The sequence below is a fragment of the Chryseobacterium sp. KACC 21268 genome, from assembly GCA_028736075.1.
Classification (GTDB): domain Bacteria; phylum Bacteroidota; class Bacteroidia; order Flavobacteriales; family Weeksellaceae; genus Epilithonimonas.
The window spans coordinates 1,215,050-1,230,918 of record CP117875.1; the positions used below are offsets into that span (position 1 = coordinate 1,215,050).

Sequence of the window (15,869 nt, forward strand, 5' to 3'; positions counted from 1 at the left end):
TTGAAACGATATTTCTTTGATGAAAAAATCATCTTTGTCAGTGAATTGTCTAAATATTATATATCGATTTTTTTTTAACGATTCTAAAATCTTTACGGTTTTCCGTTTTGTCCTCTTTCATCAAAAAACTATCTTTATAAAATGAAAATCCTTCACACCGCCGATTGGCATCTCGGAAAACGCCTAGAAAATTTTTCCCGTTTGGAAGAACAAAAACTTGTAATGAACGAGTTGGTGGAGATTGCTGATGCCGAGGATGTGGATTTAGTTCTTGTTGCAGGCGATTTATTTGATAATTTCAATCCGTCGACCGAAGCGGTAGAATTATTTTATAGGACTTTGAAACAACTTTCCAAAAATGGAAAACGTCCGGTTGTTGCCATTGCAGGAAACCACGATTCGCCAGATAGAATTGATGCGCCAAATCCGTTGGCAAAAGAGTGTGGAATCATTTTGATTGGTCATCCTAACGCAGAAATTCCGATTTTCGAACTGGAGCATTTTAAAATTATCAATACCGATAAAGGATTCATCGAACTCAAATTAAATCAATTCGATTATCCGATAAGAATTCTTCACACAGCTTATGCCAACGAAATCCGTTTGAAGGAATATCTTGGAGAAGACAATAAAGAAGTAGCACTCAGCAATTCTTTGCAAAAAACGTGGCAGAATCTAGCTGATACTTATTGCGACGAGAACGGAATCAATGTGCTGATGGCGCATCTTTATATGATGAAAAGAGGTGCTGAAAAACCCGAAGAACCAGAAGGCGAAAAACCAATTATGATTGGAAACGCCGACTTGCTTTACACGGAAATTATTCCATCTCAAATCCAGTACACAGCTTTGGGACATCTCCATAACTTCCGGAATATTGGGACATTGGAGAAGCCTGTTGTTTATTCGTCATCTTCTTTGTGTTATAGTTTTAGTGAAGCTGGGCAGAAAAAATCTGTCAATATCATAGATTTGAAACCTGCAGAAAATCCTCAAACCAAAACCGTCGAAATCAAAAGTGGAAAACTGCTTTTCCGGAAAACCTTTGATAATATTGAAAATACAATTTCCTGGTTGCAAGATAATCCGGAAACTTTGTTAGAATTGACTTTGGAAAGTGACACCTTTCTAAAAGCTGAAGATAGAAAGTTGCTTTATCAAACCCATCACGGCATTATTCATCTCATTCCGAAACTTAAATATGATATCGTCGATTTTATTGAAACGGATAAAAGCATCAATCTGAATCAGGACATTCAGGACTTGTTCAAAGATTACTTCAAATCGAAAAATCAAAATCAGGAACCGAATGACGAACTGATGGATATTTTCAAAGAATTGATTTAAAGAAAGATAAAATTTAAAGACTCAAAAATCAATCAACCAGCAATTATCAACCAACGACCAAAATGCTTCCAATAAAACTTACAATAGAAGGACTTTATTCCTATCAAACCAGACAAACGATTGACTTTTCGGAACTGACTCAAGCTGGCTTGTTCGGGATTTTTGGAGCCGTTGGCTCTGGGAAATCCTCAATTTTGGAGGCTGTCAGTTTTGCACTTTATGGTGAAACTGAAAGGATGAACAGCAAGGACAGTCGTGCTTACAATATGATGAATCTCCGTAGCAATCGGTCTTTCATCGAGTTTGATTTTCAGAATTATGAGAACAGAACGTTTCGCGCTGTTCGTGAGTTTCGTAGAAATGCAAAACGTTTTGATGATGTCAAAGTTTACAACACTTGTTTTTACGAAGAAAAAAATGGTGAATGGATTCCACTGGAACATACGAATGCGTCTGAAATTCTGGGTTTGAGTTATGAGAATTTCAAGCGGACGATTATTATTCCGCAAGGTCAGTTCAAGGAATTTCTGGAATTGGGAGCCAAAGACCGAACGCAAATGATGAAGGAAATCTTCGGACTTCACAAATACGATTTGCAGGACAAAGTTTCTACGAAAGTTTCCGAAACCAAATATGAATTGGCGGAACTCGAAGGGAAACTGGGAACTTTTGAGGAAGTTTCAGAAGAGCTTATCAATCAAAAAAATGAAGAACTGAATCTCTCTAAAATTAATTTTGGTAAGGAAAAAGAAGTTCATAATCAACTTGAAGTAAATTTTCAGAAACTCAAAAATCTGAAAACTGATTTTGATAATCTTAAAATAAAAGAAGCCGAATTCGTCATCAAAGAAACAGAAAATGAAAAATTCCAGAAGCTTGAACAGCAATTGGAAGTTTTTGAAACTGCGGAAAGAAACTTCCAATCGGTGTTGACGGAAAAGAAGCGTTTATCTTCTGAAATCAATCAAAATGTTAAGACTCAAGAATTAACAAAGATTGAATTTGATGCTCTTTCTGAAACTTTAAATCAATTAAAACAAAATATTTCGGCATTAGAAAATGATTTCAATCAACTTGAAAACAGCAAACAAAAAGCCGTTGATTTGTTGAATGTTTCCAAGATTTTGGATTTTGAAACTCAGAAAAATCTGTTGTTGGAAAGAATTGAAAAAGGCGAAAAAACCATCTCAGATTCGAAGCAAAAGGAAATTGAGATTCAAAAAATTATAGATATTGAATCCAAATCGATTTCGGATTTGAAGTCTAAGAAAACGGATACTAAAATTCTGATGGAAGTTGAAAACTGGTTTCAAATCAGGAAAAACTACCAAACCGAATCGTCTAATTTTCAAAAAAATATTCTTTCGAAATCTGAGGAAATTGCGAAACAGCAAATCTTATTGAATGAATTTCCCGAAAACTGGAAAGAAGAATTCTCTTCCAAAAATCTTGCTTTGAATGAGAAAAAACTAAATCATCAAAATAAGAAAAGTCATTTGGAATTGTCTCAAAAATTAGCAGAATTTGCTCAGAACATCGAAGACGGAAAGCCTTGTCCGCTTTGTGGCTCACTGGAACATCCGAAGATTTTGGTCTCAGAAAATGTTTCGGTATCAATGAAGACTTTGAATGCTGAACTTCTGGATATTGAAGAATTAATTGAGGAAATTAAAACAGACGAGAAGCAGATTGAGAAAATTCTGGAACTGAAACAGCTTTTGGAAAATCAGAAAATTGAACTGGAAAATCAAAAATCAGAATCTGATAAAAAATTGAAACTACATTCTGAACAATTCATTTGGAATCAATTTGATAAAGAAAATGAAACCCAATTTTCTATCCAGAAAACTGAAGCTTTTGTATTGGAACAGAAAATTTCTTCTGCGGAGAAATTGCTTGATGAACATCGAAGAACATTAGAAATTCAACAAAAAGAAACCAAACGTTTTGAAGAGGCGATTGTTGATTTTAAAAATAAAAAAATCAGTCTGAAAACTTCTATTTCAGATTTAAAGCAAAATTTGAAAGTGCTTGATTTTAGAGATTTTGAAACCGCAAATTCGGCAGAAATCAAAATTGAAGCTGAGAATCTGTCTATCAAAAATAGTTCGGTCGAAAATCAATACAAACAATTTCAAAAGGATTTGTTGGAAACAACGCCGAAAGTTGCTTCTAAGGAAACCTTGCTTGCCCAAATTTCAAAACAAATTGAAGAACTTCAAAAATCTGAAAAAGAAAATATTGAAAAGATTGAATCTGTCTTAGCTAAATCCTCATTCACAAACCTTGAAGAAGTTGAAGCGATTTTATCTCAGGATTTTGATATTCAAACGTTGCGGAAGGAAATTCAGGATTTTAAAATCAGTTTTAATACGCTGAAAGAAATCATTAATTCTTTAAAGTTGAAATTGAAAGAGTCCAATTTCGAAGAATCAGAATTCGTGGCAAAGGAGAATGATTTTTTAGTTTCTCAGGAAAATATTTCTCAATTACAAAAACAGTTGACAATTATCGAAAAACAACTTTCGGATTTGCAGAAAAGCTTTGAAACCAAGAAAGAATTGATTCTCGAGCAAAATAAATTGTTGCTAAGAAAAACAAATCTTGATACACTTTCTAACCTTTTCAAAGGTGCTGGTTTTGTGCAATATGTTTCGTCGATTTACCTGAAACAACTTTGTGATAACGCGAATATCAGATTCCATAGAATGACTAGAAATCAACTCAGTTTGCAAGTCAATGACAAGAATGAATTTGAAATCATTGATTATCTGAACGAGGGAAAAACGCGAAGTGTAAAGACTTTATCAGGCGGACAAAGTTTCCAGGTTTCGTTGAGTTTAGCTTTGGCTTTGGCGGAAAGTGTGCAATCGCAGGCGAAATCGGAGAGGAACTTTTTCTTTATTGATGAAGGTTTTGGAACACAAGACCCGGAATCTGTGAATTTGGTCTTTGAAACATTGATGAATCTTCAGAAAGAAAATCGAATTGTCGGAATTATTTCGCACGTTGAAGAACTGAAAGAGAAAATCCCAATTTCGCTGAATATTACTAAAGATGAAGAAACTGGAAGTAAAATTGAAATGATTCTGAGTTAAATCTTCCTATTCTTCGCCAACATCGGAATCGAAATCAAGCCCATTACGAGCATAATGATGATTTGCAAGGGCAATGTGATGAAAGAGTAGGCGAGTCCCAATTCTCCGCCTTTTACGGCGTCTTTTCCCATCGAAATGAATAAGGCGGTGAATCCAAATTTCATTGCTAGATTAAAAGCGCCGATTCCGCCACTTGCTGGGATTATCATTCCCAAAGTTCCAACGACCAAGATGAAACAGCCGTCTGCAGGTGTGAAATTGGAAGTTTCTGGCAAAGCAAAGCAAACAAGATAAGATGCGAAAAAATAGCAAATCCAGATTCCTGCTGTGTAAAGGATGAATTTTCCTTTTTGTTCTAAAGTCAGAATAGATTTTAGACCTTCAAAAACCCCTTTTGCAAAATCGATTAATTTATCTTTTTTATATATGAATAAATAGGTTAAGACTGCGATTATAATAATTCCAATAGATATTTTTGAAAAGAAATAAAATTTTTCTAAATCAGTAATTCCAATTTTTAGCAAAGATTGCTCAAACCAATTTAATTCTTTTTTTTCTGTAGCTTTTTGTTGAGTCGCCGCTTTGTAGAAAGCCAAAAGCGCATCATATTTGAAAACCAAAGTCAATAATGCGAAGATTCCCACACAAACCAAATCGACAACTCGTTCCAAAATAATCGTTCCAAAAGACTTGTCAACCGGAACTTTCTCTACGCCATAAAGTGCAGTTGAACGCGCAACTTCACCACTTCTGGGAATCGTAAGATTCATTAAATAACCGAAAGAAAGTGACCAAAGTGAGTTGGAATTGGAAATCTTATGACCCATCGGCTCCAACAAAAGATTCCATCGGATGGCTCTGAACCAATAAGCGGAAACACCAAAAAATCCTGCAAACGCAACCCAAAGGTAATTGGCTTTTTGTAATGAACCTTTGATTTTGTCAAAGTCCAATCCTTTGAGTGCAAGCCATAGAAATAATCCTGCAATCGCAATCGAAATTAAAACTGTCAGAATATTTTTGAGTAATGATGGCTTCTTTTCTTCCAATGTGATGAGGAATTATGTGAGGAGATTGGTCGCTTCGTCTGGGAAAACGATTTTTGGCTGGAAATCTTTGGCTTCCTCAGGGCTCATCTGTGCATAAGCAATGATGATGATGATATCGCCCTTCTGTACTTTTCGAGCTGCAGGACCATTGAGGCAGATTTCGCCGGATTTTCTTTTCCCTTTGATGACGTACGTGTCAAAACGTTCGCCGTTGTTCACGTTTACAATATAGACTCTCTCGCCAACAATCAAGCCGGCTGCTTCTATAAGGTCTTCGTCAATAGTGATGCTTCCAATATAATCAAGGTCTGATGCCGTGACACGGACCCTGTGGATTTTCGATTTAAAAACTTCGATAAACATAGTTGCAAATTTACGCTAAATAATAAAAGTGAGAAAGAACATTTTATGATTCCTCAGAATTGGCATCATTTTTCTATTGAGAGAGACATTGCAAATATTTTTAAAATCGATATTCGATATTATGAATTTATGAATATTGTAAATATTAATTGTTACGTATTATCATTGTTGATGGATAAAGATAAATTATTAAAAATCATCTTCAAAAAATCGAGTGTTTTCGTTAAAAATTGATTTGTCGAAAATTCATTGATTTAAAAAGAATGATACATACTTCACTAATTTTTATAAAAATATTTGCACGATATGAAAATTGTCTTATATTTGCTATAACAACATAACTTTAATTAATAAATATTATGAACAAATCTGAATTAATCGACGCTATCGCGAAGGATGCAGACATCACAAAAGCTGCTGCTAAAAAAGCTTTGGAATCTTTTGTTGCTAACGTAACAGAAACACTTAAGAAAAAAGACGGTAAAGTATCTCTAGTAGGTTTCGGTACTTTCTCTGTATCTGAAAGAGCTGCAAGACAAGGTATCAACCCTGCAACTAAAAAACCAATCCAAATTGAAGCAAAAACTGTTGCTAAATTTAAAGCTGGAGCTGACTTGGCTACTGCGGTTGCTGGTCCTGCTACAGGTAAGAAAAAATAATTTTATTTGAGTTTATTCAAATAAAAAACCGTCGCAAGACGGTTTTTTGTTTTTATTATTAAGAATTCTCGTCATCCAAAAGATGTCCGAAAAAGTCTTTCTTAGTTTTAAGGTAAGATGCGCTGGACAAGTTGGATTTGATTTGCAAAGGTATTCTAGAATTGAAGTTAATATCGCTATCCTCAATGATTTTAATCTTTTCCGGATTGTTGGTCATTAAATTAAGAGACTTTACCTCTAATTTTTTAAGCATTTCTATCGCAATATCAAAATTACGGTCGTCTGCTGGCAATCCCAGTTCCAGATTGGCTTGAACGGTATCAAATCCTTTCTCTTGCAAGGCGTAAGCTTTCAACTTATTGATGATTCCGATGTTTCTGCCCTCTTGTCTAAGGTAGATGATCATTCCGCCGTTTTCCTGCATATATTGCATCGCTGTATTCAGTTGCTGTCCGCACTCACATTTCTGGGAATGGAAAACCTCACCTGTAATACATTCTGAATGAATCCTTACATTAACCGGTTTTGTCAAGTCTGTATCTTTAGCAATCAGAGCCATATGTGGCATCCAATCTTTTTCATTTTCTGAAAAAGCCATCATTCTGAATTCCCCGAAATCTGTGGGAACATTCGATTCCGCTTGTATTTGTAACATTAAGTAGAGTAGTGGTAATAAATTAATTGGAAGACATAGATGTCTCAACACTTTTCGATTGTGAAGCTTCCAAAAGATTGATATTGGTTTTAATTTTAACCATATATCGATTCAAAACTTCGTCATCATCTTTTACCATGAATTTTCTAAGTTTCTGAATTTTCTTATAATACTTTTCAAAATCTTCTAAAGATCGGTGTTTAGAAGATTGATTGAATTCTCTCACCGCTCCCAAATAGTTCGAAAGTGAACCTTTCAAGGATGAAACTTCTCTGTTAACGGCATCATTCCTGAATTTAGGAAAAGTTGCAATTAGATTGGAAATTGAAGATGCATAAACAATAGCTTCTGGAGAGAGATAAGCATAAGTATCAGAAAGCAAATCAGAATGTACCTGTTCCGATGCCGCTGAATTGGTGGAACAAGATCCTAAAATCGCTGTAATAAGTGTTATCGCTAAAAGTTTATGGAAACTTTTCATTTTTTCTGCATTTTTTGATACAGGATTGGATTAAGACTTTCGTCATTATACATCTTCATTTGCTTATAAAGCTTCATCTTAACTTTACCATTCTCAATATCAGAAAGCAGTTGGTCTATGGCTGTGGAAAGGTCTTTTTTCTGTTCCAAAAGTACATTTAGCTTTTGTGAACATTGTAATTTATGTTCTTCAGAAGCATCTTCACGAGAAGCCTCAATAGACATATGATATATTTTCAAAGATAAAATCGAAAATCGATCTATGCACCAAGCCGGAGTTTCGCTGTTTATTCTAGCATCTGGATCAGAAGTAATATTCTCGAAGTTTTTATAAAACCAAAAATCGATCTGTTCTACCAAATCTGTTCTTTTTTGATTAAGTTTATCAATTCTTCTTTTTATTTTAAGAGCTTCTGTTGGGTCGATATCTTCCTCACGTATAATATCTTCCAAATGCCATTGAACGGTATCAATCCAGTTCTTTGAATACAAAATCCATTCCAAACTATTAGCTTGGAATGGATTGTTTTCTTCAGAATTAACATCGTCATTGATGTGATAATCATTAACCGATTGGTTAAAGATCTCCCATGATTTTTCTGTTAAACTCATCAATACTTCTTATAGATTTTGATTAGGTTCGTTGGTTGTAGAAGTAGGATCTTTTTTCTTGTCCTCTTCTTTTACCGCGTCTTTAAACTCTTTGATTCCAGAGCCTAAGCCTTTCATTAATTCGGGAATCTTTTTTCCTCCAAACAACAAAAGAAGAATCAAGGCTACAATTAGGATATGTTGCCAAGAGATACTTAATATAACAGTGGATAATGTCATCTTGATTTTTTTACAAAGTTAAATTATTTTTTAATACGAAACCCATCCTAATGGATCAACTGGATTCGTACCATTCCAAATTTGGAAATCTAATGTAATAGACTCATCAAAATCACTGCCAACTTCTCCAATCAGCGTTCCTGCAGATACTTGTTGATTTGCTTTCACCAATGTGCTGGCAAGATTTGAATAAACTGTGAAATATCCGCCGTGTTTCACAACGACTGTACGGCTTCCATTGATAGACTGAATGCTGGAAACAATGCCCGGGAAAACGCATCTAGCTTTTGTTCCAGGTGAAACTGCTATTTTCACCCCAATATTTTCTTCTACAATATTTTTAAAAACAGGATGCGGCTGTCTGCCAAAACGATGTGTTACAGTTCCCTTTTCAACAGGGAAACCAATTCTTCCTCTATTCTCTGCAAAATTATTTCCTACAACATTGCCAATATCATAGTTTTTCATTACTTTTTTCTCCGCAGCATCTTTTGCATCTTCATTTTTTTTGTTGATAGCGGCTTCATTAGCTTTAGCTGATGCTACTTTTTCATTTGCAATCTTGGCTCTGTCCGCAGCTTCTCTACTTGCTCTCTCTGCAGCTTCTTTTTTCTCAATTGTCTTGTTGGTCTCAGCGAGTTTTCTTTCCTCCTCTGCACGTCTTGCTGCTAAGTCACTGGCACGTTTAGCTTCAAGTTCTGCTTTTTTTCTTTCCGCTTCCGCAGCAGCTATTTTTGCTCTGTTTTCGGCTTCTATTCTGTCTTTTTCTCGTTTTGCAGCGATGTCTGCTAATCTTTTTCTTTCAGCTTCAGCTTTCTTTTCTGCTTCTTCTTTAGCCTTTGCTAGTCTGATTTCTTCTGCAATGATGTTTCTGATTTGACGTTCCAATTCTTTGGACTGTGTCTGTTTTTGTCTGAGTTCACCAGTAAGTTTGACTTCGTTCTTTTTGAATTCGTCCAGCAATTTTTGTTTCTCAATCCTTTCAATTTCTATTGTTGCTAAGTCTTTTTTCTGGGATAATAAAAGATTGTCTTTTTCATTAGCAGACTTCTTCTTCAAAGCAATATTTTTCTTTATTTCATTTGCTTTATTAGAAATTTCGGCTGCTTTTTTATCTTGATATTCAGAATATCTTTTGAGATATTCCACTCTGCTGAGTGCTTCTCCTACATTTTTAGAAGAGAGAATGAAGGTTACTTTGTTCTGTACACCTTTTGTTTTGTAAGCTTTTACCAGAATCTCAGCATAGTTTTTTCTCAAAACCGTAAGCTCACGGTTGTTTTTATTGATTTCTAATTGACGTTTGTAAATATCATCTTCTATAAATCTTTTTTCCTTCTGAGTATTATTGTACACTTTTTCTCTCAGATTAAGTTTCTGATTTACAGTGTTGAGGTATGCGATGGAAAGTTTGGACTCTTGTTTGGTTTGATTCAAAGTCGCATTGAGAGAAGAAATTTGTTTCTTCAAGTCAGCATTTTGCTTTTGCAAAACTTCTTTGTCTTTTTGTCCAAATGCGCTTCCGAAAAGGATGATACTTATAAAAAAACTTAGTTTCTTAATCATTTAATCTCTGTCTTTTTGTAATTGGCAGGAACGGAATAAGTAGTTTCCATCCGGGAAAAATCAAATTTCGTATTTTCTAATAATATTTCGTCCGTTTTCTTAGCTTTTATAATTATTTTAACACTTTTTGGAAAGCTTTCATTGTTGATAATTTCCCTATTGGAATAAGTGATTTCCAGCTGGTCATTATTAGCAGGATTTGACAAGAGCACGTGGCTCAGGTTGAAGTCTGCGTCATAATCCAAGGAGATTTTGTACTCTGTCGTTTTACCGTTTTCTGTAATCTTTTGATTTTGCTTAGAAGTCAAATTAAAACCAGAAATATTCTGAGTCAGATTGTAATCACTCTCAGAAACAGGAATGAAGGTCTTGCCTAAAAGTAAATTCTGTAACGCATTATAATCTATAAAATTGACATTCAGTAATTTATTGAGATAACCAAAATCAGAATCGATATAAGTTTTATCCAATTTGTAATAGCCTTTAATTCCTTCTGGAGTTGCGACTCCTCGTGCTGCCTGTAGAATAACGGCAGTCAAATTCATCCAGACTTTCTGACCATTTTCGATATAAATCACCGCGTCTAGTGTTGGAATAAACGAGCCGGTTTTAGCATCAATTTTACTGTTGATTTTAACGGCATCAAACGTTGATTTTTTCTCTATTGTAGAAAAAAAACTTGCATTGTTTGAGATAGGTTTAGTCGTGCTAATAGGCGTTGTGTTTTGTTTTTTTTGAACTTTACAAGATATAACAAGTAAGGCTGAAACTATGATAAGGATGTACTTTTGCATATTTTTTTAGGATGAAACTTACAATATTAACGCCAAAAATAAACATATATTTCCACGTTGGTATCAAAAAAAAACTTTGTCAAAGTTCTGAACCTTGACAAAGTTGTTAATTTATTATGATCAATTTAATCTTTTGAAAGGAAATCTAAAACTGAATAATCACCTAAAGAGATTTCTCTTGCAACTCCAAAATATTTGGCAGAATTACCAATCATTGAGTTACTTAGGTTTCCATGATCGATAATCGTATTTTCCTGGATTAACGAATTGTCGATGTTGGAATTGATGACAACAGTATTATTTCCAAGAGATACATTCGGGCCAATTTTAGAGTTGAGGATTTTCACATTTTCTCCGATGAAACAAGGCGGGATAATCATACAGTTTTCAATCTCAGCAGATGCTGGATAGTTGGCCATGTTTTCTCTTTCATACTGTAATATCTTGCTATTGGTTTCTACGGTTGCATTTTTGTTCCCGCAATCCATCCAATCATCTACTTTTCCGAGGGAGAATTTGGCACCTTTAGCTCTTAAGTTTTCTAACGCTGTTGTCAATTGATATTCACCACCTTCTGTAATATTGTTTTCCATAATATGGTCAATTTCTGTCATCAATTTCTCAGCAGAATTGAAATAATAGATTCCGATAATGGCAAGATCAGAAACAAATTCTTTAGGTTTCTCAACGAAATCTGTGATGAAACCATAGTCATCCAATTTCACAACGCCAAAAGCAGAAGGATCATCTACTTTTTTCACCCAAATCACACCGTCAGCATTGGTGTCCAGTTGAAAATCTGCACGGAAAAGTGTATCCGCAAATGCGATGATCACAGGTCCGCTCATACTTTCTTTCGCACAATTGATGGCGTGCGCTGTTCCCAAAGGCTCAGTTTGGGCATAGATGCTTCCTTTTGCACCAAGATTTTCAGCGACTTTGATAAGAGATTCCTCTACCTCTGGACCGAAGTCACCGATAATAAAAGCAATTTCCTCAATAGGTTGATTTGCAACTTTTGCAATGTCTTCTACGAGTCTTTGGACAATTGGTTTTCCACCAATTGGAATCAATGGTTTTGGAACCGTTAATGTATGTGGTCTTAATCGGGAACCACGTCCAGCCATTGGAACTATTATTTTCATAAGTTTGTTTTAAGTTGTTGACTATTAATTTGTTAATAGGTTTATTTTATGCCAATTTTGTTTAACATTTTTTGAGGAATCAAATTCTCTGTCTTTAGCAAAATGGTTGCCAAAAGTAAAAATATAAGATTTCCCAACCAAATATTTTCTTTTAAATATTGGTAATACGCCAAAGATACAACCATGGTTACAAGAATGATAATTGTATTTTTATAAATATTATATGGTACCGGATATTTGTATTGTCCCCAAATGTACGATATCACCATCATTGCGAAATAACTGGCAATGGTCGCCCAGGTGGAAGCCCAATATCCATATTTAGGAATAAAATAAAAATTAATAATTATGGTTATCAAAACGCCAATTCCTGAGATGTAAGCTCCAATAATTGTTTTGTCCGTCAACTTATACCAAATCGAAAGGTTGAGATAAATTCCTATAAATAAACTGGCAAAAAACAAAATTGGTAGAATCGAAATTCCCTCATAATATTCCGGATTGTTGATGTAAACTTTTGCAATCCAGTCCAAATTGACAGATAAGAATAAGACAATCAAACAATTGATGGCGATGAAAATATCCATTAGTTTGACATACATTTCTTTCGCATTTGCATTTTTGGAATTGCTGAAAAAGAACGGTTCGATTCCCAAAGAGTAGGCTTGTCTGAACAAAATTACAAACGTCACCACTTTCGCAACACCGCCGTAAACGCCCAATTCGTGTCTTCCGATTTCGTCTGGTAAGAGAAATTTAAGAAACTGTCTGTCAAAGGTTTCATTAATGATTCCTGCTAAACCTGCAATCGTGATTGGCCAGGAATATTTTATCATTTTTTTCCAAAGTTCCCAAGAAAAATGCTTTATTCTTGCGATTAAGAGTTCTTGTGATAACATCAAAAATGTCACTGAACTTGCGACCAAATTAGCAACAAAAACATAACCAATTCCGAATTCCGGACTGTATTTCAAACCAAAAATTCCTTCCGGATATCTTGGCAGAATAATGATGAAAAATATGACTAATAAAAAATTGATGATGCCATTCGTGATTCGGATTCCTGCGTATTTTAATGGTCGTTCGTTTTTCCTTAACATTACAAAAGGCATCGCAGAAAAAGCGTCCAATGCTAAAGTCACAGTAAGAATCGCTAGCAAATCAATCTGGTCCGGCGTTTTGAATGCAATCGCTAAAGGCTGTCGGTAAACTAATGTGAAAAATAAATAAACCAAAGTCACAGCCAATACGCTGAAAAAAGCAGTCGAAATTAGTTTTCTGTCATCTTTCTCGTCCAATGCAAATCGGAAAAAAGTAGTTTCCATTCCGTGGGTCAAAAGCACAGCGATAACGCCAGCTACAGAATAAAAATCAGCAAAAGGAGAATAAGCGGTTGGACCAAATGTTCTTGTAATAATTGGATTAATTACAAACGGAAACAGCCTGATAATCACAGTTGTTAATCCATAAAGAGCGGTTTGTCCGAGAAGCTTCTTCAATTCAAAAATTTTTGCAAAAATAATCTATTCTGATAAGATTCCGATTTATTTCTTCAGCTTATAATTCATAAAGAAAACCAATTTTCCACCTTTCATAATGTCTTCGTGCTTCAATTTATAGCCTTCAAACGGTTTTCCATTCAGCTCGATTCTTTCGATGTAGACATTTTTTTCTGATTGATTTTTAGCTTCGATTTCAAATGTTTTTCCGTTCTCCAGATTTAATTTTGCATTCACAATGCTGGGACTTCCAATCCAATACTCATCGGAACCAGGCGAAACAGGATAGAATCCCAAACTGCTGAAAATATACCACGCACTCATTTGTCCGCAATCGTCATTTCCGCCCAATCCATCTGGTTTTGCTTTGTATTGCATCGTCAGGATTTTTCGGATTTGAGACTGTGTTTTCCAAGTTTGTCCGGCAACATTATAAAGATAAGCGACGTGATGCGCCGGTTCGTTTCCGTGAACATAACCACCGATGATTCCTTCTCTTGTAATATCTTCCGTATCAGCAAAAAACTCGTCAGGCAGATGCATTGAAAACAATTCATCAAGATTTTCGCCGAATTTCTTTTGTCCGCCCATCGATTTCATTAATTCCTCAGGATTGTGCGGAACGAAGAAACTGTAATTCCAGGAATTGCCTTCGATAAAGCCTTGTCCGTGCGTGCTCATCAAATCAAATTCCTTTTTGAAACTTCCGTCAGACAATCTCGGTCTCATAAAACCAATTGAATTATCGAAGACATTTTTCCAGTTTTCGGAACGTTTTAAATATTCGTTGTAGATTTCTGTTTTGCCTAATTTCTTCGCAATCTGTGCAATTGCCCAATCGTCATAAGCATATTCCACTGTGTTCGAAACCGAAGTTCCGTTTTTCTCGGCAGAGATGTAACCTTTGTCGATGTATTCGCCGATGCCTTCGTAATTTCTTTTGTTGGAAGTCGCAATACAAGCCTTCAAGGCTTCTTCCGGATTTCCGGTGTAAGTTCCTTTGATAATCGCATCGGCAATCAAAGAAACCGAATGATAACCGCTCATACACCAGTTTTCGTTGGCATAATGTGACCAGACCGGCAACATTTTCAAACTGAATTGGTCGTAATGCGCCATCATCGACAGAATCATATCATTGTTCCGTTTTGGCTGAATGATATTGAAAAACGGATGCAACGCACGATAAGTATCCCAAAGTGAAAACGTTGTGTAATTCGTAAATCCTTTGGCCTGATGCAAATTTTGGTCAAGACCTTTGTATTCACCGTTCGAATCCATCTAAGTGGTTGGATTGATAAATGTGTGATACATCGCCGTGTAAAAATTCACTTTGTCATCTTCGGAAAGCGTGTTGACAACGATTTTATTCAGTTCTTTGTTCCAATCATCTTGAGCTTGAGATTTTACCTTTTCAAAGTTCCAATCGGGCGTTTCTTTGGTTAAATTTTCCAAAGCATTGGCCTGACTGACAGGCGAAATTGCAAATTTGATTTGAACTTTCTCATTTTCTTGTGTGTCAAAATCAAAATGCATTCTGATTTTCTTTCCTGCAATCTCCGGGAAATTTTCGTCCTGATTCCATTTTCTCCAGAAACCTCGGTAAGCCTGTTTTGTGTCAAAATTTTTCTGACCATAAGATTTGAACGGCTTCGAAAATTCCATTGCAAAATAAACCGTTCTCGTTCTTGCCCAGCCGTTGGTTTGTCGGTAACCCGTAATTCTGTGGTCGTTTTCAATTCTCACGTAGGTCCAAACATTTTTATCATCATAATTGTAAATTCCCGCCATCAAATCCAAAATAATGTGTGCATCATCAGATTTCGGAAAGGTATATTGATGAACTCCAACTCTTGTTGTAGCAGTCATTTCGGCCAGAATATTATAATCGTCAAGTTTCACTTTGTAATAACCGGCTTCCGCTTTTTCGTTTTGATGAGAGAATCGCGAACGAAATCCACTTTCTGGTTTTTGGGCAGTTCCGGGATTTAATTTTAATTTTCCGACTGTTGGCATTACCAAAAAATCGCCCAAATCCGAATGTCCCGTTCCGCTAAAATGCGTATGTGAAAATCCGACTATCGTTTTGTCTTCATAGCGATAACCGGCGCAATACTTATAAACATCGGGATTGTATTTTCCATTGACTTCATAAGAAAGAGAATCGGTTTCCGGACTCAGCTGAACGGCACCAAAAGGAACTGTTGCACCCGGAAAAGTATGTCCCATTTTTTCGGTTCCGATGATTGGATTCACGAATTTTGAAAGGTTTTCTAATTTCTGAGAACTAAATAATGAAGCGAATAAAACGGGTAGAATTAAAATGTATTTTCTCGGAGACATTCTTTGGAATTTTGAAGCAATTTAGTTAAAACCACAAAAG

Annotated in this window: 13 protein-coding genes and 1 pseudogene; 3 read left to right on the forward strand and 11 right to left on the reverse strand. The window is 35.4% G+C overall.

The window, feature by feature from the left end; all coding sequences use genetic code 11:
* Positions 1-141: 141 nt before the first annotated feature.
* The gene (sbcD, locus tag PQ459_05795; protein ID WDF47993.1) at positions 142-1,347 is read left to right on the forward strand and encodes an exonuclease subunit SbcD; all 1,206 of its coding nucleotides are present in this window, start codon (positions 142-144) and stop codon (positions 1,345-1,347) included.
* 62 nt (positions 1,348-1,409) lie between these two features.
* Positions 1,410-4,445, forward strand: a complete 3,036-nt coding sequence (locus tag PQ459_05800; protein WDF47994.1) for an AAA family ATPase — start codon at positions 1,410-1,412, stop codon at positions 4,443-4,445.
* Here PQ459_05800 and PQ459_05805 read toward each other — a convergent pair.
* Both PQ459_05805 and PQ459_05810 read right to left on the reverse strand, forming a co-directional pair.
* Positions 4,442-5,494 (reverse strand): lysylphosphatidylglycerol synthase transmembrane domain-containing protein, encoded by a 1,053-nt coding sequence (locus PQ459_05805; GenBank protein WDF47995.1) that lies wholly within the window; start codon positions 5,492-5,494, stop codon positions 4,442-4,444. The two genes, PQ459_05800 and PQ459_05805, sit on opposite strands and share 4 nt — an antisense overlap.
* A gap of 12 nt (positions 5,495-5,506) precedes the next feature.
* Positions 5,507-5,857, reverse strand: a complete 351-nt coding sequence (locus tag PQ459_05810) for an aspartate 1-decarboxylase (protein ID WDF47996.1) — start codon at positions 5,855-5,857, stop codon at positions 5,507-5,509.
* A 359-nt stretch (positions 5,858-6,216) separates the two neighbouring features.
* Between PQ459_05810 and PQ459_05815 the strand changes: the two genes are divergently transcribed.
* Positions 6,217-6,516, forward strand: a complete 300-nt coding sequence (locus PQ459_05815; GenBank protein WDF47997.1) for an HU family DNA-binding protein — start codon at positions 6,217-6,219, stop codon at positions 6,514-6,516.
* Between the two features lie 58 nt (positions 6,517-6,574).
* Here the strand turns inward: PQ459_05815 and ribA are convergent, their stop codons facing one another.
* From ribA to PQ459_05860, 9 genes and pseudogenes are all read right to left on the reverse strand, one after another.
* Entirely contained in the window at positions 6,575-7,171 is a 597-nt protein-coding gene (ribA, locus tag PQ459_05820; GenBank protein WDF47998.1) for a GTP cyclohydrolase II, read from the reverse strand.
* Positions 7,172-7,193: 22 nt separating this feature from the next.
* The gene (locus PQ459_05825; GenBank protein ID WDF47999.1) at positions 7,194-7,652 is read right to left on the reverse strand and encodes a hypothetical protein; all 459 of its coding nucleotides are present in this window, start codon (positions 7,650-7,652) and stop codon (positions 7,194-7,196) included.
* Positions 7,649-8,263, reverse strand: a complete 615-nt coding sequence (locus tag PQ459_05830; protein WDF48000.1) for a DUF4254 domain-containing protein — start codon at positions 8,261-8,263, stop codon at positions 7,649-7,651. The genes PQ459_05825 and PQ459_05830 overlap by 4 nt, the downstream gene beginning before the upstream one ends.
* A 9-nt stretch (positions 8,264-8,272) precedes the next feature.
* Positions 8,273-8,482, reverse strand: coding sequence for a twin-arginine translocase TatA/TatE family subunit (locus tag PQ459_05835; protein WDF48001.1), 210 nt, complete (start codon positions 8,480-8,482; stop codon positions 8,273-8,275).
* 30 nt (positions 8,483-8,512) lie between these two features.
* Positions 8,513-10,048: a peptidoglycan DD-metalloendopeptidase family protein gene (locus PQ459_05840; protein ID WDF48002.1), complete on the reverse strand. Its 1,536-nt coding sequence runs from the start codon at positions 10,046-10,048 to the stop codon at positions 8,513-8,515.
* Positions 10,045-10,842 carry a DUF4292 domain-containing protein gene (locus PQ459_05845; protein ID WDF48003.1) on the reverse strand — a complete coding sequence of 266 codons (798 nt, stop codon included), beginning with the start codon at positions 10,840-10,842 and terminating at the stop codon, positions 10,045-10,047. The genes PQ459_05840 and PQ459_05845 overlap by 4 nt, the downstream gene beginning before the upstream one ends.
* Before the next feature lie 125 nt (positions 10,843-10,967).
* On the reverse strand, positions 10,968-11,987 hold the full coding sequence (locus PQ459_05850) for a sugar phosphate nucleotidyltransferase (protein ID WDF48004.1): 1,020 nt from the start codon (positions 11,985-11,987) through the stop codon (positions 10,968-10,970).
* A 41-nt stretch (positions 11,988-12,028) separates the two neighbouring features.
* Entirely contained in the window at positions 12,029-13,486 is a 1,458-nt protein-coding gene (locus tag PQ459_05855; protein ID WDF48005.1) for an oligosaccharide flippase family protein, read from the reverse strand.
* Between the two features lie 45 nt (positions 13,487-13,531).
* Positions 13,532-15,829: pseudogene (locus PQ459_05860) on the reverse strand (GH92 family glycosyl hydrolase).
* Between the last annotated feature and the right edge of the window lie 40 nt (positions 15,830-15,869).

Bases quoted from the DNA above. Each gene is read 5' to 3' on its own strand.
- PQ459_05845 (WDF48003.1), bottom strand. From the start codon at position 10,842: ATGCAAAAGTACATCCTTATCATAGTTTCAGCCTTACTTGTTATATCT.
- PQ459_05800 (WDF47994.1), top strand. From the start codon at position 1,410: ATGCTTCCAATAAAACTTACAATAGAAGGACTTTATTCCTATCAAACC.
- PQ459_05810 (WDF47996.1), bottom strand. From the start codon at position 5,857: ATGTTTATCGAAGTTTTTAAATCGAAAATCCACAGGGTCCGTGTCACG.
- PQ459_05850 (WDF48004.1), bottom strand. From the start codon at position 11,987: ATGAAAATAATAGTTCCAATGGCTGGACGTGGTTCCCGATTAAGACCA.
- sbcD (WDF47993.1), top strand. From the start codon at position 142: ATGAAAATCCTTCACACCGCCGATTGGCATCTCGGAAAACGCCTAGAA.
- PQ459_05835 (WDF48001.1), bottom strand. From the start codon at position 8,482: ATGACATTATCCACTGTTATATTAAGTATCTCTTGGCAACATATCCTA.
- PQ459_05840 (WDF48002.1), bottom strand. From the start codon at position 10,048: ATGATTAAGAAACTAAGTTTTTTTATAAGTATCATCCTTTTCGGAAGC.
- ribA (WDF47998.1), bottom strand. From the start codon at position 7,171: ATGTTACAAATACAAGCGGAATCGAATGTTCCCACAGATTTCGGGGAA.
- PQ459_05830 (WDF48000.1), bottom strand. From the start codon at position 8,263: ATGAGTTTAACAGAAAAATCATGGGAGATCTTTAACCAATCGGTTAAT.
- PQ459_05815 (WDF47997.1), top strand. From the start codon at position 6,217: ATGAACAAATCTGAATTAATCGACGCTATCGCGAAGGATGCAGACATC.
- PQ459_05825 (WDF47999.1), bottom strand. From the start codon at position 7,652: ATGAAAAGTTTCCATAAACTTTTAGCGATAACACTTATTACAGCGATT.